This is a genomic window from Sphingomonas aerolata, assembly GCF_003046295.1.
Taxonomy (GTDB): domain Bacteria; phylum Pseudomonadota; class Alphaproteobacteria; order Sphingomonadales; family Sphingomonadaceae; genus Sphingomonas; species Sphingomonas aerolata.
In genome coordinates this window covers 1096329-1115115 of sequence record NZ_PZZN01000002.1, presented here as the reverse complement: position 1 = coordinate 1115115, position 18787 = coordinate 1096329, and the positions used below count along the sequence as shown (strand labels likewise).

15 protein-coding genes are annotated in these 18787 nt (G+C 66.7%); 6 read left to right on the top strand and 9 right to left on the bottom strand.

The window, feature by feature from the left end:
• Position 1: 1 nt before the first annotated feature.
• From C8J24_RS12550 to C8J24_RS12520, 7 genes are all read right to left on the bottom strand, one after another.
• Positions 2-1594, bottom strand: a complete 1593-nt coding sequence (locus C8J24_RS12550) for a long-chain fatty acid--CoA ligase (RefSeq protein WP_107932654.1) — start codon at positions 1592-1594, stop codon at positions 2-4.
• 18 nt (positions 1595-1612) lie between these two features.
• Positions 1613-5101 carry a DNA polymerase III subunit alpha gene (gene dnaE / locus C8J24_RS12545; RefSeq protein WP_107932652.1) on the bottom strand — a complete coding sequence of 1163 codons (3489 nt, stop codon included), beginning with the start codon at positions 5099-5101 and terminating at the stop codon, positions 1613-1615.
• A gap of 495 nt (positions 5102-5596) precedes the next feature.
• Positions 5597-6073: a glutathione peroxidase gene (locus C8J24_RS12540; RefSeq protein ID WP_107932649.1), complete on the bottom strand. Its 477-nt coding sequence runs from the start codon at positions 6071-6073 to the stop codon at positions 5597-5599.
• Complete coding sequence (locus tag C8J24_RS12535) at positions 6070-6666, bottom strand: GNAT family N-acetyltransferase (RefSeq protein ID WP_107932647.1); 597 nt, start codon at positions 6664-6666, stop codon at positions 6070-6072. Before C8J24_RS12535 ends, C8J24_RS12540 begins: the two co-directional genes overlap by 4 nt.
• Positions 6663-7376 (bottom strand): ABC transporter ATP-binding protein, encoded by a 714-nt coding sequence (locus tag C8J24_RS12530; protein ID WP_042467156.1) that lies wholly within the window; start codon positions 7374-7376, stop codon positions 6663-6665. Before C8J24_RS12530 ends, C8J24_RS12535 begins: the two co-directional genes overlap by 4 nt.
• Complete coding sequence (locus tag C8J24_RS12525) at positions 7369-8619, bottom strand: lipoprotein-releasing ABC transporter permease subunit (protein WP_031396032.1); 1251 nt, start codon at positions 8617-8619, stop codon at positions 7369-7371. Before C8J24_RS12525 ends, C8J24_RS12530 begins: the two co-directional genes overlap by 8 nt.
• 478 nt (positions 8620-9097) lie before the next feature.
• Positions 9098-11563 carry a TonB-dependent receptor gene (locus C8J24_RS12520; protein WP_107932645.1) on the bottom strand — a complete coding sequence of 822 codons (2466 nt, stop codon included), beginning with the start codon at positions 11561-11563 and terminating at the stop codon, positions 9098-9100.
• Positions 11564-11805: 242 nt separating this feature from the next.
• Between C8J24_RS12520 and C8J24_RS12515 the strand changes: the two genes are divergently transcribed.
• A complete protein-coding gene (locus C8J24_RS12515) occupies positions 11806-12270 on the top strand; it encodes an Hsp20 family protein (protein WP_107932643.1) in 465 nt (154 codons plus the stop codon).
• Between the two features lie 238 nt (positions 12271-12508).
• On the opposite strand, the gene C8J24_RS12510 is transcribed toward C8J24_RS12515, so the two are convergent.
• Together C8J24_RS12510 and secG are read right to left on the bottom strand one after the other, a co-directional pair.
• Positions 12509-14143 (bottom strand): CTP synthase, encoded by a 1635-nt coding sequence (locus tag C8J24_RS12510; RefSeq protein ID WP_031395051.1) that lies wholly within the window; start codon positions 14141-14143, stop codon positions 12509-12511.
• 84 nt (positions 14144-14227) lie between these two features.
• Complete coding sequence (gene secG, locus C8J24_RS12505) at positions 14228-14620, bottom strand: preprotein translocase subunit SecG (RefSeq protein WP_031395050.1); 393 nt, start codon at positions 14618-14620, stop codon at positions 14228-14230.
• Between the two features lie 235 nt (positions 14621-14855).
• Between secG and C8J24_RS12500 the strand changes: the two genes are divergently transcribed.
• From C8J24_RS12500 to pgl, 5 genes are all read left to right on the top strand, one after another.
• Positions 14856-15173: a MarR family transcriptional regulator gene (locus tag C8J24_RS12500; protein ID WP_031395049.1), complete on the top strand. Its 318-nt coding sequence runs from the start codon at positions 14856-14858 to the stop codon at positions 15171-15173.
• On the top strand, positions 15112-15543 hold the full coding sequence (locus C8J24_RS12495; RefSeq protein ID WP_236559043.1) for a hypothetical protein: 432 nt from the start codon (positions 15112-15114) through the stop codon (positions 15541-15543). The genes C8J24_RS12500 and C8J24_RS12495 overlap by 62 nt, the downstream gene beginning before the upstream one ends.
• Positions 15540-16469, top strand: coding sequence for an N-acetyl-gamma-glutamyl-phosphate reductase (gene argC / locus C8J24_RS12490; RefSeq protein ID WP_107932641.1), 930 nt, complete (start codon positions 15540-15542; stop codon positions 16467-16469). The genes C8J24_RS12495 and argC overlap by 4 nt, the downstream gene beginning before the upstream one ends.
• A 23-nt stretch (positions 16470-16492) precedes the next feature.
• Positions 16493-17956 (top strand): glucose-6-phosphate dehydrogenase, encoded by a 1464-nt coding sequence (gene zwf, locus C8J24_RS12485; protein WP_037528659.1) that lies wholly within the window; start codon positions 16493-16495, stop codon positions 17954-17956.
• Between the two features lie 126 nt (positions 17957-18082).
• Positions 18083-18787 carry a 6-phosphogluconolactonase gene (pgl, locus tag C8J24_RS12480; RefSeq protein ID WP_031396120.1) on the top strand — a complete coding sequence of 235 codons (705 nt, stop codon included), beginning with the start codon at positions 18083-18085 and terminating at the stop codon, positions 18785-18787.

Below are 18787 nucleotides of genomic sequence, written 5' to 3'. Positions count from 1 at the left end.
GTCAGGCGTCGGCGAGGGTGAAGTCTCTGAACCGTTCGCGCAGTGCGGTCTTCAGGAGTTTGCCCGTTGCGGTGTGGGGCAGTTCGTCGACGAAGACGATCGCGTCGGGGAGCCACCATTTGGCGACGTGCTGCGCCAGGTGATCGCGGATCGCGGTGTCGGTGACGGTGCTGCCGGGCTTGCGGACGACGATCAGCAGCGGGCGCTCGTCCCATTTGGGGTGGTGGATGCCGATCGCCGCGGCCTCCGCGACGCCGGGGCAGCCGATCGCGGCGTTTTCGAGATCGACCGAGCTGATCCATTCGCCGCCCGACTTGATGACGTCCTTCGACCGGTCGGTGATCTGCATCGTGCCGTCGGTGTGGAGCATCGCGACGTCGCCGGTGTCGAACCAGCCCTCCGCGTCGACCGCGTCGGTGTCTGCGCCGAAATAGCGCTGTACCACCCAGGGGCCGCGGACCTGGAGCGAGCCGGCGATCGAGCCGTCGCGCGGCAGCACCTGCCCCTGATCGTCGACGATGCGCAGTTCGATGCCGAAGGGGACGCTGCCCTGCTTGGTGACGAGATCGAGCTTCTCGTCATGCGTCATCATGTCCCAGTGCGGCGGCGCGAAGCCCGCGGTGCCGATCGGCGAGGTCTCGGTCATGCCCCAGAGATGCTTGACCGACGCGCCCATGGTCATGATCCGGTCGATCATCGCGCGCGGGGCCGCGGCGCCGCCGATCGTCACCAGCTTCAGATGCTCGGGCGCCTCGCCAGTCGCATCGATATGGCCGAACAGCGCGAGCCAGACGGTCGGCACGCCCGCCGAATGCGTCACATGCTCCTGGTTCATCAGCCGGCACAGCACGCCCGGATCGTTGATTGCCGAATAGACCACCTTCGCCCCCGACAGCGCGCAGGCGAAGGGCAGCCCCCAGGCGGCGGCGTGGAACATCGGCACGACCGGCAGCACGACCGCGCTGGGGGACAGATCGAACACCCAGGGCGCGACCTCCGCCATCGCGTGGATCAACGTCGAGCGGTGCGTGTAGAGCACGCCCTTGGGATTGCCGGTGGTGCCGCTGGTGTAGCAGAGCATGCACGGATCGCGCTCCGGCCCCTCGACCCAGGCATAGTCGCCGTCCTGCTCGTCGAGCAGCGCGCAAAAGCCGTCGGGGCCGAGATCGTCGAAACAGACATAGTGGCGGATGCTCGACCATTGCCCGCGCAGCCGGTCGACGATCGGCTGGAACGCCTTGTCGTAGAGCATCACGCGGTCTTCGGCGTGGTTGGCGATATAGACGAGCTGTTCGTCGAACAGCCGCGGGTTGATCGTGTGAATCACCCCGCCCATCCCGATCGTGCCATACCAGGCGATCAGGTGGTGTGCATGGTTCATCGCGAGCGTCGCGACGCGGTCACCCGGACAGACACCAAGCTTCTCAAGCGCTTGGGCAAGTTTCTTCGCGTCGCGTGCGATGCCGGACCAGTCGGTGCGGGTCTCGCGGCCGTCCGCCCAGTAGCTGACGATCTCGCGGCGGCCATGTTCGCGCGCGGCATGGTCGATCAACCGGGGGACGCGAAGCTCGAAGTCCTGCATTCCACCCAGCATTCTCGCTCTCCCAAGCAATTATCCGACGAGAGCCAGCCGCGTTTCCGAGGTCTTGAGCTCCACCTTGGTGACACCGTGCAACGACTCGATGTGCTCTGCAAGCTCGCCGTCGAGCAGGAAATCGCGGCCGAGCAGGATGCTGACCTCGCCGTCGGGAAGCATCGCGCGGACGCGCACCTCGCCGCGCGCGCCGCGGTGATCGGCGAGCAAAGCGGCGAGCCCGGCGAAGGCGGCCATGTCCGAAATGGTCACGACGACCTGGAAGCGCGCGATGTTGGCGAGCCCCTCGAACGGCTGGATCCGCTTGATGCTGACGCGCGGCGTGTCCTCGCCGGGTTTGCGGTCGAGCTCGACGGTGATGAGGCCGCAACCGCCCGCCTTGGCGGCGTCCTCGAGATCCTTCGAGACCTGATCGTCGAAACAGGTCGCCATGAACTGGCCGCTGGCGTCCGAGCATTGCGCCATCATGAAGCGCTTGCCGCGCGCGGAGGTGCGATAGCGCGCATCCTCGACCAGCACCGCCATCGTCGCGCCGGCGCGGCTGCCGTCGTCGGGAATGTTGAGCTCCGACAAGGCGGTATAGGCGCGTGCGCCGTGGCTGTTGGCGATGTGGCGGTGGCGGTCGACCGGGTGCGCGGAGAAGTAGAAGCCGAACGCCTCCTTCTCCTGGTCCATCCGCTGGCTGAGCGTCCAGCGCACCGAGGGGGGCAGCTTGATCGCGTCGCCCGCGGGTTCTGCATCGCCGAACAGACCGCCCTGCCCGCTGGTCTTGGCGGCGTGGGTGCGTGCGGCGATCGCGAGGATCGTCTCGGCGGTGGCGTGGATGCCGGCGCGGTTGGGCTCGAACCCGTCAAACGCGCCCGCGGCGGCGAGCGTTTCGAGCTGGCGCTTGTTGAGCAGGCGCGGGTCGACGCGCTTGGCGAGATCGTCGAGCCCGGCGAACGGGCCGTTCTGGACGCGCTCGACGATGAGCTTCTCCATCGCGCCTTCGCCGACCGACTTGAGCGCGCCGAGCGCATAGCGGACCGCGGGTTCGCCGTCCTTCACCTCGACGTCGAACTCGGCCTGGCTCGCGTTGATGCAGGGCGGCAGCGTGGCGATGCCGAGGCGGCGCATGTCGTCGGTGAAGATCGCGAGCTTGTCGGTCTGGTGCAGGTCGTAGCACATCGACGCGGCGAAGAATTCGTGCGGGTGATGCGCCTTCAGCCACGCGGTCTGGTAGGCGAGCAGCGCATAGGCGGCGGCGTGGCTCTTGTTGAAGCCATAGCCGGCGAACTTGTCGATCAAGTCGAACAGCTCGTTGGCCTTGGCCTTCGGGATATTGTTCACCTTGGCGCAGCCCTCGACGAAGATCGCGCGCTGCGCGTCCATCTCGGCCTTGATCTTCTTGCCCATCGCGCGGCGCAGCAGATCGGCGCCGCCGAGCGAGAAGCCCGCGAGGATCTGCGCGGCCTGCATGACCTGTTCCTGGTAGACGAAGATCCCGTAGGTCTCCGACAGGATCGATTCGAGCGCGGGGTGCGGATATTCGATCGTCTCGGTGCCGTTCTTGCGGCGGCCGAAGGACGGGATATTGTCCATCGGGCCCGGTCGATACAGCGACACGAGCGCGATGATGTCGCCGAAATTGGACGGGCGGACCGCGGACAGCGTGCGGCGCATGCCCTCCGATTCGAGCTGGAACACGCCGACCGTGTCGCCCTTCTGGAGCAGCGCGTAGACGCCGGCGTCATCCCATTCGAGCGCGTCGAGATCGACCTTGATCCCGCGCTTGGCGAGCAGCTGGACGCCCTTCTGGAGCACCGAGAGCGTCTTGAGCCCGAGAAAGTCGAACTTCACGAGGCCCGCACCCTCGACATATTTCATGTCGAACTGCGTGACGGGCATGTCCGAGCGCGGATCGCGGTAGAGGGGGACGAGCTGCGCGAGCGGGCGGTCGCCGATCACCACGCCGGCGGCATGCGTCGACGAGTGGCGCGGCAACCCCTCCAGCTTCATCGCCAGATCGAGCAGCTTTCGCACGCCATTGTCGTTGGCATATTCCTTGGCGAGCTCGCCGACGCCGTTCAGCGCGCGCTCGAGCGTCCAGGGATCGGTCGGGTGGTTGGGGACGAGCTTTGCCAGCCGGTCGATCTGGCCATAGCTCATCTGCAGCACGCGGCCGGTATCCTTCAGCACCGCGCGCGCCTTCAGCTTACCGAAGGTGATGATCTGCGCGACCTGATCGCGGCCGTATTTCTCCTGGACGTAGCGGATCACCTCGCCGCGGCGGGTTTCGCAGAAGTCGATGTCGAAATCGGGCATCGACACGCGTTCCGGGTTCAGGAAGCGCTCGAACAGCAGCCCCAGCTTGATCGGATCGAGATCGGTGATCGTCAGCGCCCAGGCGACGACCGAGCCTGCGCCCGAGCCACGGCCCGGACCGACCGGAATGTCGTGGTCCTTCGCCCATTTGATGAAGTCGGCGACGATCAGGAAATAGCCGGGAAAGCCCATCTGGACGATGACGTCGACCTCGAAGGCGAGGCGCGCGCGATAGACGTCGCGCCAGCCGTCCTCGGCCTCTCCGTGGAGCTCGGTGATGCGTGCCAGACGCTTTTCGAGCCCGGCCTCGGCGTCGTCGCGGAGCAGTTTCGCCTCGCCTTCGATATCGCCGGCGAGGCTGGGGAGGATCGGCTTGCGGTAGGGCGCCATCACCGCGCAGCGCTGCGCGACGACCAGCGTGTTGGCGATCGCCTCGGGCAGGTCGGCGAACATCTCGTGCATCACCGGCGCGGGCTTCATCCACGCTTCGGGGCAGCTGCGGATGCGGTCCTCGGTCTCGACATAGGTCGAGTGCGCGATGCAGAGCATGGCGTCGTGCGCGTCGCCGAACGCGCTTTCGGTGAAGCAGCACGGGTTGGTCGCGACGAGCGGCAGGTTGCGCTCATAGGCGATGTCGATCAGCGCGTCCTCGGCGGCGATCTCGGTCGCGTCGCCGCGGCGTGAGAGCTCGATGTAGAGACGGTCGCCGAACAGGTGCTGGAGGCGGTCGAGATAGGCGCGGGCGCGGGCGGACTGGCCCTCCGCGAACAGCCGGGCGACACCGCCCTCGCCGCCTGCGGTCAGCGCGATCAGCCCGTCGGCATGGCGCTCGAGCGCTGCGAAATCGACATGCGCGGGCATCTCGATCGGGCGATCGAGATGCGCCATCGAGACGAGCGCGCAGAGATTGTCATAGCCCTTCGCGTTCTGGGCGTAGAGCGCGATCCAGTCGAACGGGGTGGCGATGCCGTCGGGCATGTCGGGGCGGCTGAGGCCGAGCATCACGCCGATGACCGGCTGGACACCGTCCTTCTTGGCGGCGTCCGAATAGGCCATCGCGGCGTAGAGGCCGTTGCGGTCGGTCAGCGCGGCGGCGGGGAAGCCGAGCGCGCGCGCCTGCTTGGCGATCGCCTTGGGATCGATCGCGCCGTCGAGCATGGTGTAGCAGGAGAAGACGCGGAGCGGGACGTAACCGGAATGCATTGGCGAGAGGTAGGCGTTGCGGCGTGATTCGACCAGACGCGATGGCGGGAGGTGCGGGTTGGGACGGGATGAGTTGAGGTGGGGGGTTTGGTTTTTGGTTCGAGGCTGTTCTTCCGCGAAGGCGGGAGGCCAGTCTGGGCCCCCGCCTTCGCGGGGGAACAGTCTTGTGGTGCGGGTGCTGCCGACAGTTACCACCCCGGCGGAGGCCGGGGCCCGGGTGGGGGACGTTGCCAACTGAGGTCTGCGCTTCGTTACTGCGACCTTTCCAACTGAGCCCCGGCCTTCGCCGGGGTGGTTCGGAAGGGGGCGGGACGCGCCGGGCTGGGTCCCTGCCTTTGCGGGGGAACAGTCTTTTGGTGCGGGTGGTGCCTACAATGACCACCCCGGCGGAGGCCGGGGGCCAGGTGGGAGACGTTGCTGACTGAGGTCTGCGCTTCGTTACTGTGGCCTTTCCAACTGGGCCCCGGCCTTCGCCGGGGTGGTAGTAAGGGGGCGTTAGAGCAGTTTTTCGATGTCGGTGCGGAGGTCGGCGGGTTTGGTGGTGGGGGCGTAGCGGTCGACCACTTTCCCCGCGCGGTCGATCAGGAACTTGGTGAAGTTCCATTTGATCGCCTTCGAGCCGAGCACGCCGGGGGCGTCGGATTTCAGGCGGTCGAACAGCGGGTCCGCCTCGCCGCCGTTGACGTCGACTTTCGCAAAGACGGGGAAGGTCACGTCGTAGGTGAGCGTGCAGAAGTTCGCGATCTCCGCCGCGTCGCCGGGTTCCTGCGCGCCGAACTGGTTGCAGGGGAAGGCGAGAACCTCGAACCCGCGATCGGCATAGTCGCGGTGGAGCGCCTCGAGCCCCTCATATTGCGGGGTGAAGCCGCATTTGGAGGCGGTGTTGACGATCAGCAGCACCTTGCCGGCATAGGCCGCGAGCGACGCGGGGGTGCCGTTGGCGGCCTTCACGGTGAAGTCGGTGATGGTCATGCGCGGTCCTCGTGTCGGGCGAGCAGATAGGTCAGGTTCTGACGGACGCCCGGCCATTCGTGCGACAAGATGCTGTAGACGATGGTGTCGCGCAAGCGGCCGTCGGCCATCACCTGATGCCCGCGCAGCACCCCGTCGCGCTTGGCGCCGAGCCGCTCGATCGCGGCCTGTGAGCGCTTGTTGAGGCTGTCGGTGCGGATCTGGACGCATTCGCAGCCGAGCGTGTCGAAGGCGTGGGCGAGCAGCATCCGCTTCGCCTCGGTATTGACGCCGGTGCGCTGGACCGCGGTGGCGTAGAAGGTGCCGCCGATCTCGAGCCGCCGGTTCGCCGCGCTCATCCGCATGAAGCGGGTGCTGCCGCGGACGATGCCGTCCACCACCACCGCAAAGACCCGCGCGCGGCCAAAGTCCTGCTGCTCGAACGCCGCCGCGAGCCAGCGGTCGGGCGCCTTCATCAGCGCGACATTGGCGTAGAACAGGTCCCACAGGCCGTCCGCCGAAGCAGCGGCAACGAGCGCGTCCTTGTCCTCCGCGACCAGCGGGCGGAGCGTGACGTGACGCCCGACGAGCGTCGGTGTCGCGTCCCAGCTCAAGCCAGCCGGCCCTCGTGCAGCCGGAACACGCGGTCCATCCGCGCGGCGAGCCGCTCGTTGTGGGTCGCGACCAGCGCCGCGGTGCCCTGTTCGCGGACCAGCCGGACGAATTCGGCAAAGACGATGTCGGCGGTATGCTCGTCGAGATTGCCGGTCGGCTCGTCCGCCAGCACGAGCGCGGGCTTGTTGGCGAGCGCGCGCGCGACCGCGACACGCTGCTGCTCGCCGCCCGAGAGCTGGCTGGGGCGGTGCGTGAGGCGGTGGCCGAGCCCGAGCTGGGTCAGGAGTTCGGCCGCGCGCGCATCCGCCTGTGCGCGCGTCGCGCCGTGGACGAGCTGTGGCAGGACGACATTCTCGGTCGCGTTGAAATCGGGGAGGAGGTGATGGAACTGATAGACGAAGCCGAGGCTGTCGCGGCGCACCACGGTGCGCTCATGCGCGTTGAGCTTCGACGCCTCGGTACCGGCGATCTTGATCGATCCCTGGAACCCGCCCTCGAGCAGGCCGACGGCCTGGAGCAGCGTCGACTTGCCCGAGCCCGAGGGGCCGAGCAGCGCGACGATCTCGCCCGGTGCGATTCCGAGGTCGATGCCGCGCAGCACGTCGATCGTCGCGCCGCCCTGCGTGAAGCTTTTGGTCAGACCGCTGGTCTGCAGGACATAGTCGTACGCCTGCGCGCTGCGCCGCTCGATCGGAAGGCCATTATTCATAACGCAGCACCTGCACGGGGTCGGTACTCGCCGCCTTCCAGGCCGGATAGAGCGTGGCGAGGAAGCTGAAGATCAGCGCCATCAGCGCGATCACGATGATCTCGACCGGATCGGTCTTCGACGGGAGTTCGGTCAGATAGCGGATCGAGGGATCCCAGAGATTCTGCCCCGTCACGAGCTGGACGAAGTTCACCACCCCCTGCCGGTAGAACAGGAAGACGAAGCCGAGCCCGAGCCCGGCGAGCGTGCCGAGTGCGCCGATCGTCGTGCCGACGACGATGAAGATCCGCATCAGCCCGCCGCGCGTCGCGCCCATCGTCCGCAGGATCGCGATGTCGCGCGTCTTGGCGCGGACCAGCATGATCAGCGACGACAGGATGTTGAACACCGCGACGAGGATGATGATCGACAGCACGGTGAACATCGCGACACGCTCGACCGCCAAGGCCTCGAACAGCTGTGCGTTCATCGTCCGCCAGTCCTGGATGACTGCGCGACCGCCGATCTTCTCGGCGAGCGGCCTCAGGATCTCGCCGACCTTGTCCGCATCGACGGTCTTCAGCTCGACCATGCCCGCGGCGTCGCCCATCAGGAGGAGCGTCTGCGCATCCTCGATCGGCATGATGATGTACGCCTTGTCATAGTCGTAGACGCCGATCTCGAAGATCGCGCCGACCTTGTAGCTGACGATGCGCGGCACGGTGCCGAACGGCGTGGTCTGCCCCTGCGGGCTGAACAGCGAGATGTCCGATCCGACCTGCGCGCCGAGCGACTCGGCGAGCCGCGAGCCGATCGCGATCCGGCCGGACCCTTGCGTGATCGACTGGAGCGACCCCATCAGCACCTTGTCCTGGATCGTCGAGTTGCGGCGGATGTCGTCGACGCGCATGCCGCGGACCAGCACCGCCTCCGCGCGGCCGTTATAGGTGGCGGCGAGCGGCTGTTCGATCAGCGGCACCGCGCTGGTCACGCCGGGGGTGGCGCGCGCCTGTGCGACGATCTCGCGCCAGTCGGGCATCCGGCCGCCGAGCGGCTGGACCACCGCATGGCCGTTGAGCCCGACGATCTTGTCGAACAGCTCGGCGCGGAAGCCGTTCATCACGCTCATCACGATGACGAGCGCGGCGACGCCGAGCATGACGGCGACGAGGCTGATCGAGGCGACGAGGAAGATGAACGCCTCGCCCTTGCCCGGCAGCAGATAGCGCCGGGCGATCATCCGTTCATAGCGTGACAGGATCATGGGTGCGGGGGTTCGATCGTTAGAAGAGATGTCCATTGGCTCTAGGACGCGGCCCCGCGCGAGGCAACCATGGCCGCGTCTGGATTGGTCTGTTGCGGATTCGACACAGCCCCCTGCCAATCGTGTGGCGCGCCCCGCAAACAGGGTGACAAACACCACGCAATTACTTAGCAAAAACCTCGCTGAGACACAGGCAACGGCCGTGGTTCGGGGAATGCTTTGACGCCGCACCGAAGGTGCAGAGCGGAAGCGACAAAATGGGGGCTGACGAGCGATCGTCACGCAGGCGCCCGGATCGGAAACGGTCCGGGCGTTTGCTTGTCCGGGACATTTTCCTCACAACGAATACACTATTCGCCGTTCCCGGAACCCCCGAAGTGCAACAGGCACCGGACGAAGAGTGGGAGCTTCCAATTCTCACCCTTCGCCCGGATCTCTCTTTATAGCAGATAGAGTAGAGCAGCGTTTGTGAACCGTATCAGAACGAGCGCGAGATCGTGACGCCGTAGGTGCGCGGATCGCCCGGCTGGCCGACGACCAGCCCCGTGCTGCCCGATTGCAGCGCGAGCAATTCGTAATAATCCTTGGCGAAGACGTTGCGGACCCAGCCGAAGACGTTCAGCCGGTCCTCGCCGCGGAAGCCCAGCCGGACATTGCCGAGCGCATAGCCCTTGATGTCGGTATAGGCCGAGGCGGACGGGTTGGACGAGAAGGTCGAGCGGTAGCTGCCGTCATAGCCCAGATACACCTGGCCATCGAGACCGCCGATCCGTGCGGGCAGGTCGTATTCGGCGCCGTAGGAGAACGCCCATTTCGAGATGCCCGGCAGGCGCTGGCCCGAAATGTCGCAGTTGGCGGGGCTGACCCCGCCCGGGGTCCCTGCCGGGCTGGGCGTCTGGCCTGCGGTCGCGGTGGTGCCGCCCGACAGCTCGGGCGGGCATGGCGCATCGACGAAGCGGACATATTTCGCGTCGGTATAGGCGCCGTTGACGTAGAGGTTGAAGCGCGACGTCGGGCGGAACGCCGAGTCGAATTCGAACCCGCGCGTCCGCACCTTGCCCGCATTCGCCAGATAGCCGCGCAGAACCCCAAGCTGGCCGTTGGTGACGGTCGCCTGGTAATCGTTGATCTCGGTCCAGAAGCCCGCGAGGTTGAGCGTCACGCGGCGGTCGAGAAACTGGGTCTTGAGGCCTAGTTCGTAATGGTTGACCGTCTCGGGCTTGACCGTCGCCGAGGCGAGGATCGGGTTGTTCGCGCCGTCGAGCGGGAGCCCCGACAGGTTGATGCCGCCCGATTTGTAGCTGCGTGCATAGGTCGCATAGGCGTGGATGTCCTGGGCGACGTCATAGGCGAGCGTCGCGTCGCCCGACACGTTCCAGTCGTCAAAGGCGGGGGTGTAGATTTGGGGTGCGAGCGTGCTGCACCGGTCGCGCGTGACCGAGCTGGCCGCCTGCGCGGTCGTCGAGCAGTTGAGTACAGCCCCCGCCCCCGTCCCTGTCGTCACGACCGAGACGTAGGAGCCGGTCTTCTTGTCGTAATTGACGCGGAGACCGGGGGCGAAGGAGAGGGTGTCGGCGATGTGCCAGGTCACCTTGCCGAATCCGGCCGCGGACGTGTTCTTGAAGCCGATCGTGTTGGTCGCGGTCAGGCCGTCGAGCACTACGGGGTTGGACGCGTTCGCGCTGGTCGGGTTGAGCAGGTAGCGGCTGGCGGCGGCGCCCTGGACCTGCAACCCCTGCGTGTCGATCGTCTGGTGGAAGTAGAACAGCCCGGCGACGTAATCGACCGTGTTGCGGCCGTTCGACGAGAGGCGGACCTCCTGGCTGACCTGTTCCTGCTGCGACGGGTTGGCGGAGACCGAGGTGATCGGCAGGCCGATGAAGTCGCGGTCGTTCGACGGCTTCCAGTCCCAGATGCGCCATGCCGACACCGAGGTCAGCGACACGGGTCCGAGATCCCATTCGGCGAGCAGCGCGGCGCCGCCGAGTTCCTGCCGCGCGCGCAGCGGGGTGTCGAGATCGGTCACGCGGTCGAACGCGTCGCGCGACGGCGGGGTGTAGTTGAGTGCGGCGGCGAGCGCGTCATATTGCCGCGACACGGGCCGCTGCGTGGTGCCGACGCGTGCGAAGATCTGCGCGCAACAATCGGGGTTCTGGTGATTATAGTCGCCCGACAGCGTGAGATCGAGATTGCCGGTTGCGTGCCAGAAGAGCTGGCCGCGCAGGCTCTGATTGTCCTGCGCGTTGACGTCCTTGCCGGTGCGGAGATTGCGGATCGTGCCGTCGCGCCGGGTGATCGACGAGGACAGGCGGATCGCGAGCCGGTCGTCGACCAGCGGGCCCGACACCGACGCCTTGGCCTGGACGAAGCGGAGATTGCCGGTGGTGAGCTCGATCCGCGCCTCGGGCGTGAAGCTGGGCTTGCGCGTGTAGATGTTGATCGCACCCGCGGTGGTGTTCTTGCCGTAGAGCGTGCCCTGCGGCCCGCGCAGGATCTCGATCCGTTCGGTGTCGGTGAAGTCGAACGTCGCCGATGCGATGCGGCTGTAATAGACCTGGTCGACATAGATGCCGACCCCCTGTTCGATGCCGTCATTGGTGAGGCCGAACGGCGCGCCGAGCCCGCGGATGTTGGCGGCGGAGTTGCGCGGGTTGGTCGAGTAGAATTGCAGCGTCGGCTGAAGCTGCGTGATGCGGTTGACGTTGTACGCGCCGGTGTCGGCGATCGCCTGGCCGCCGATCACCGACATCGCGATCGGCACGCTCTGGATCGTCTCCGCGCGGCGGCGCGCGGTGACGACGATGTCTCCCCCGCCCTGCTGTGCCGCGCCGAGCCGGCCTGTGTCGCGCTGTGCGTCCTGTGCGGGCGCGGCCTGATCGGCGGGTGCCGGCAGCCGTGATGCGGCCGCCTGTGCGGCGACCAGCATCGCGAAAATATGGGCCATGATCGTCTCCCTTGAACCTTGGCGCTAAAAGCCCATTGATTTGGTGGGAGTTCAATCGGGAACGTCTTTGCGGGGGCAAAGCTGCGCTATCGGGGGCGCGGAAAAAATCTTGGCGGGGTGATCTTGAAGGTTTTTACGGGGTGACCAGATCACTGCCGCACGGCGCCTGATGGGCCGTGTGCCCAGGCCGCGCACAGGCGAGCCAGGGCTGATGTTGGATTGCTCAAGACGAGGATTTGACCATGCGACTCGACCTTACCCCCTATCGCCGTTCGACCGTCGGGTTCGACCGGCTGTTCGACATGATCGAGACGAACGCGCGCGGCGCGACGTCCGACAATTACCCGCCGTTCAACCTCGAGCGGATCGCGCAGGACCGTTACCGCATCACGCTGGCGATCGCCGGCTTCTCGCGCGACGACATCGCGATCACCTCGCAGCAGAACCTGCTGCTGGTCGCGGGCAAGAAGGAGGAGCGCGCGCCCGAGGGCCAGCTGCTCCATGTCGGCATCGCCAACCGCTCGTTCGAGCGGCGGTTCGAGCTGGCGGATTTCGTGCTGGTGGAGGATGCGCGGCTGAACGACGGGCTGCTGGTGATCGACCTGGTCCGCGAGGTGCCCGAGGCGATGAAGCCGAAGAGCATCGCGATCAAGACCGGCGCGCCGCTGGCTGCGGTCGATACGGTTGCTGTCGATCAGGCTGCCTGATTTTTAGTGAGCGCTGTGGGGCGTCCGGATCCTTTGGGTCCGGGCGCCTTTTTTGTGCCTGGGGTTCGGAGTTGGAAGAATTTGTTCGCGCGGAGGCGCGGAGGCGCGGAGGCGCGGAGGCGCAAAGATTTTGGGATCTTATGAGGGCGGCGCTTGGGTTTGGGTCCCTTTGCGCCTTTGCGCCTTCGCGTGATCGATATTTCGCCCTTGCGGGCGCCTGTGAGGGCGCCCGGTCGAGTCAGACGAGGCGGCTCTGTTTGACCGCGGCTTCGATGAAGCTGGCGAACAGGGGGTGCGGGTCGAAGGGTTTGCTCTTCAGTTCGGGGTGGAACTGGACGCCGACGAACCAGGGATGGTCGGGACGCTCGACGATCTCGGGCAGCGTGCCGTCGGGCGACATGCCCGAGAAGACCAGGCCTCCCTGTTCGAGCACGTCCTTGTAGCCCGTATTCACCTCGTAGCGGTGACGATGGCGTTCCGAGATGTCGGTGCCGCCATAGATCGCCGCGACGACGCTGTTGCCGTCGAGCTTGGCGTCATAGGCGCCGAGCCGCATCGTGCCGCCGAGATCACCCTCGGCCGCGCGCGTCTCGAGCCCCTCGCGACCCATCCATTCGGTGATCATGCCGACCACCGGCTTGTCGGTCGGACCGAATTCGGTCGACGAGGCGTCGGGGACGCCGCCGAGACCGCGCGCGCCCTCGACGCAGGCCATCTGCATCCCGAAGCAGATCCCGAAATAGGGGATCTTGCGTTCGCGCGCGAACTTGACCGAGGCGATCTTGCCCTCCGCGCCGCGTTCGCCGAACGCACCGGGGACGAGGATCGCGTCGCAGGGCTCGAGCTGGCCGGCGATGTCGCTCTCGGCGTTCTCGAACAGCTCGGCATCGATCCAGCGGACGTTGACCTTGACGCGGTTGGCGATGCCGCCGTGGACCAGCGCCTCGTTGAGCGACTTGTAGGCGTCCTGCAGGCCGACATATTTGCCGACCACGCCGATCGTGACCTCGCCCTGCGGATTGGTCAGCCGGTCCATGATCTCGGTCCAGCGCGACAGGTCCGGCGCGGCGGCGGGTTCGATCCCGAACGCGCGAAGCACCTCGATATCGAGGCCCTCGCCGTGATACTGGAGCGGCACCGCATAGATGCTCTTCGCGTCGAGCGCGGGGATGACCGCGCTGGCGGGGACGTTGCAGAACAGCGCGATCTTCGCGCGCTCCGACGGCGGCAGCGGGTGTTCGCAGCGGCAGACGAGCACGTCGGGCTGGACGCCGAGTGCGGCGAGTTCGCGGACCGAATGCTGGGTCGGCTTGGTCTTCAGCTCGCCCGCGGCGGCGATATAGGGGACGAGCGTGACGTGGATGCTGATCGCCTTGCCGCGCCCTTCCTCGTTCTTCAGCTGGCGAATCGCCTCGATGAAGGGGAGCGATTCGATGTCGCCGACGGTGCCGCCGATCTCGCAGAGCACGAAGTCGACATCGTCGGTCTCGGCGCGCGCGAACGCCTTGATCGCGTCGGTGACGTGCGGGATGACCTGCACCGTCGCGCCGAGATAGTCGCCGCGGCGTTCGCGCGCGATGATCTGCTGATAGATGCGGCCGGAGGTGACGTTGTCCGACTGGCGCGAGGGCACGCCGGTGAAGCGTTCATAGTGACCGAGGTCGAGATCGGTCTCGGCCCCGTCGTCGGTCACATAGACCTCGCCGTGCTGATAGGGCGACATCGTGCCGGGATCGACGTTCAGATACGGATCGAACTTCCGGATCCTGACGCTGTAGCCGCGTGCCTGGAGGAGGGCGGCAAGCGATGCCGCCATGAGACCTTTACCGAGCGACGATACCACGCCCCCGGTGATGAAAATGTACCGAGCCATGGGAAGAGTCTCGTAGCGTGTGTTGGGGACGAACGACAAGCGCCCGCGGATCACGCAGGGCGCTTTTGTCGGCGAATGGAGTGTTTAGCGGGCGAGCGGGACCGCGCCATTGTCGGCAGGGGCCGGTGCGGCGGCGCCGGCATTCTCTGCACCACCGGCGAACGGTGCCGCATCGCCCTTGGGCTCCGCGGTCGGAACCGCGGTGGCGGCGGCGGCGGGCGTGCGGGCGAGCGACGTGTCGATGTCGGTGCTGCGGTGATTCGCCGCGAGGATCGCGAGCAGGATCGAGAACAGCACGAACATCGTCCCGAGCACGCCGGTTGCGCGCGTCAGAAAATCGGCGGCGCCGCGGGCCGACATCAGCCCCGAGGGACTGCCGCCCATGCCCAGACCGCCGCCTTCCGACCGCTGCATGAGGATCACGGTGACGAGGGCGGCCGCGATGATCGCGTGGATGACAAGCAGGAAGGCGAACATTGCGCGGAAAACCCCGGAACTTTTACGAAGCCGCGCACATAGGCGAGCCGGCGGCAACGATCAACCGCATCCCGGGCTCCGGATATCGCACACGACACCGAAACACACGGAAACAAGCCGTGCGGGCGGGCGTTGTGACAGCGTAATGACGTTCCTTAACGGGACGTCGACCCTGAAATTCAGATGGCGGATCAACGCTGTGGCATCAATGGCAGTCAATACTCTATCGACGTGGATGACGGCTCTGGTCGATTATGTCCGTTCGGGTGAACCGGATCTGACCAATCGCCAGATGGCGCTTTTGCTGCTCGTCTATCTCAAACCCGGCCCGCATACGGTGCGCGGTCTGGCGCGTGCACTGAACGTATCGAAGCCGGTCGTCACGCGCGCCTTGAACAGATTGGGTGCCCTCGGCTATCTGCGCCGGCAACGCGACGATAGCGACAAGCGCAACATCTTCGTCGCGCGGACGAGTGAAGGGGCAGATTTTCTTGAAGAATTCGGGCAGTTCATCGGCGATAACGACGCCGCGCCCCGCGCCGCGACAGCCTGACGGCGTCATTCAGCCGCGTGATTCTGCCGACTCGCGTCGCCAGAGTTTCGCGCTGACGGGGCGTTCGGTCGATCTCGACCTGCGCACGCACGCGGTCCGCCGCGACATTGCCGACATCCGCCTCGCCGAGCATGTCTTCGCGCCGCATTATGCGGTGCCGATGATCCGGCTGGTCGCGCGCACCGCGACGCTGCGCGCGGGCCGTGACACGGCGAGCGAGCCGGTCACCGCGCTGGCGGTCGGCGACACGATCGAAGTGCTCGAGATCGCCGGATCGTCCGCCTGGGGCGTCGCGCAGCCGCATGGCCTGGTCGGCTATGTCGAGATCGACGCGCTCGACCTGCCGGACGGCAAGGCGGTGGCGGCATGACCGCGACGGTGTTCATCGACGGTGCGGCGGGCACCACCGGGCTCGAGATCCGCGACCGGCTCGCCGGGCGGTCCGACATCCATATCGCCTTGCTCGACGAGGCGAACCGCAAGGATCCCGCGGCACGGCGCGCGGCGCTCAACGATGCCGATTTCGTCATCCTCTGCCTGCCCGACGATGCCGCGCGCGAAGCGGTCGCGCTGATCGACAATGACCGCACGCGGGTGATCGACGCGTCGAGCGCACACCGCGTCGCGCCGGGCTGGACCTATGGGTTCGCCGAGCTGCCGGGCCAGGCGGCGCGGATCGCCGCGGCGACGCGCGTGTCCAACCCCGGCTGCTATCCGACCGGCTTCCTCGCGCTCGTCGCGCCGCTGGTCGCGGCGGGGCTGCTGCCGGCGGGCCATCCGCTCAGCGTCAACGCGACGTCGGGCTATTCGGGCGGCGGCAAGGCGATGATCGCCGAGTTCGAGGGGGCCGGCGCCACCCCGACCGCGTTCCGCGCCTATGCGCTGGGCCTCGCGCACAAGCACATCGCCGAGATGACGCAGCATGCCGGGCTGACGCATGCGCCGATCTTCGCGCCCGCGGTCGCCAACGCCTATCGCGGGATGGTCGTCGAGGTGCCGTTGCACCTTCATGCCCTGCCCGGCCGGCCGACGCTGGCGGCGGTCGAGGAGGTGCTGCGGCAAGCCTATGACGGCGCGGCGCTCGTGACCGTGGCGGCGGGCGATGCGGCGGCGATCGCGATCGAGGAAAATGCCGGAACCGACCGGTTGACGTTGCGCGTCTGCGGCAACGATGCGACCGGTCATGCGCGGCTGGTCGCAACACTCGACAATCTGGGCAAGGGCGCCGGCGGTGCCGCGGTCCAGAACCTCAACATCATGGCCGGGGTCGACCCGGTCGCCGGTCTGGTTTCGTAAGACCGACTGACCCAGGAGCTCTCATGCACCGTAATCCCGTAGCCAAGCTGCTCCTGTTCGGCGCCACCGGCGATCTTGCGCAGCGGATGCTGTTGCCCTCGCTCTATGGCCTGCACGCCGACGGGCTGCTGCCCGAGGGGCTGACGATCACCGGCGCGGCGCGTCACGATCACGACGACGCGGCGTATCGCACCTTCGCGAGAGCCGCGCTCGACGAGTATCTGAAGGACGATCGCAAGGATGCGGGGACGATCGACGCGTTCCTCGAGCGCGTGCATTACCAGCCGACCGACCTGTCCGATCCGGCGAGCTTCCAGCCGCTGGCGGACAAGATCGGCGATATTTCCGGCGGGCTCGCCATCTATCTGTCGACCGCGCCGTCGCTGTTCGAATCGGCGATCGAGGGGCTGCACAAGGTCGGGCTGGCGGGCGAGACGGTCCGCGTCGGGCTCGAGAAGCCGCTGGGCTACGACCTGCCGACAAGCCGCGAGATCAACGACGCGGTCGCCAAGGCGTTTCCCGAGAACCGGACCTACCGGATCGATCATTATCTGGGCAAGGAAACCGTCCAGAACATCCTCGCGCTGCGCTTCGGCAACTCGTTCTTCGAGCCGGTGTGGAATGCGCAAGGGATCGACAACGTCCAGATCACGATCTCCGAGACGGTCGGGCTGGAGGAACGCGCGGGCTATTACGAGAGCGCGGGCGCGCTGCGCGACATGGTGCAGAACCATATCCTGCAACTGCTCGCACTGATCGCGATGGAGCCGCCCGCGCGGTTCGAGGGCACCGACGTGCGCGACGAGAAGTCGAAGGTGTTCCGCTCGCTCCGGCTGATCAAGCCCGAAGAGGCGCCGCACGTCACCGTGACCGGGCAATATGCCGAGGGCGCGGTCAACGGGAAGTTCGTGAAGAGCTATTCGGAGGAACTCGGCCAGACGTCGACCACCGAGACGTTCGTCGCGATCAAGGCGCATGTCGACAACTGGCGCTGGCAGGGCGTGCCCTTCTACCTGCGCACCGGCAAGCGGATGGCGGCACGCGGCAGCGAGATCGCGATCCAGTTCAAGGCGGTGCCGCATTCGATGTTCGCGGGCCGCGGCGGGCTGCTCCAGCCCAACATGCTGATCATCCGCCTGCAGCCCGAAGAGCATGTCCAGCTGCTGGTGATGGCGAAGGAACCGGGTCTCGACCGCGAGGGCGTGCGGCTGCGCGAGGTGCCGCTGAACCTCAGCCTCGACGCCGAGTTTGCGGGTACGCGCCGGCGGATCGCCTATGAGCGGCTGCTGCTCGACCTGATCGAGGGCGACCAGACGCTGTTCGTGCGGCGTGACGAGGTCGAGGCGCAGTGGACCTGGATCGATGCGATCCGCGAGGGCTGGAAAGCGAACGGAATGAAGCCCAAAAGCTATCCGTCGGGCAGCTGGGGCCCGTCCGCCGCGATCGCGCTGACCGAGCGCGACGGCGTGACCTGGCAGGACGACTGAGTTTCAGGGGACATACTACCCCGCGTGCGTTCGCCCCGAGCGACGTCGAAGGGCCGCCCGTTTTGTGGCAATGTCCTTCGACTTCGCTCAGGACGAACGGAAAATGCGTTTTCAAGGAAAGATCGAATGACCGAGATCGAATGGTGGGATTACGAGGACACCGAGGAGCTCGCAGCCGCGGTTGCCGGCGACATCCAGTTCGTCATCGAGAGCGCGCTGGACGCGCGCGGCTCGGCGGTGATCGCGCTGGCGGGCGGCAAGACGCCGATGGCGGCGTATGAAAAGCTCGCCCAGGCCAAGCTCGACTGGAAGAAGGTCACGATCATCCCCGGCGACGAGCGGATCGTGAAGCTGGGCGATCCGATGTCGAACGTCACCGCGCTCGCCAAGATCTTCCTGCCCAAGGGTGCGCGGGTGAAGCCGATCGTTCCCGATGCGATCTCCGACTACAAGGCGGCGGGTCGTTCGGCGGATGCGCTGATGCAGGACCTGCACTGGCCGCTCGACTTCTGCCTGCTGGGCATGGGTACCGACGGCCATACCGCGTCGATCTTCCCCGGCCCCGATTTCGACGAGGCGCTGAGCGGTCCCAAGGAACGCCGCGCGGTGGGCGTGATGCCCGAGCCGCTGCCCCCCGAGGCACCGGTCGCGCGCGTCACCCTGTCCGCGGCGGCGATCGCTTCATCCAAGGCGCTGATGATCATGATCACCGGCGAGGAGAAGAAGACGCTGCTTGAACAGGCGATCGAGCAGGGTCCGTCGTCCAAATATCCGATCGGGCGCGTGCTGGCCGAGGTCGAGCTGCCCGTCGACATCCACTGGGCCGCCTGA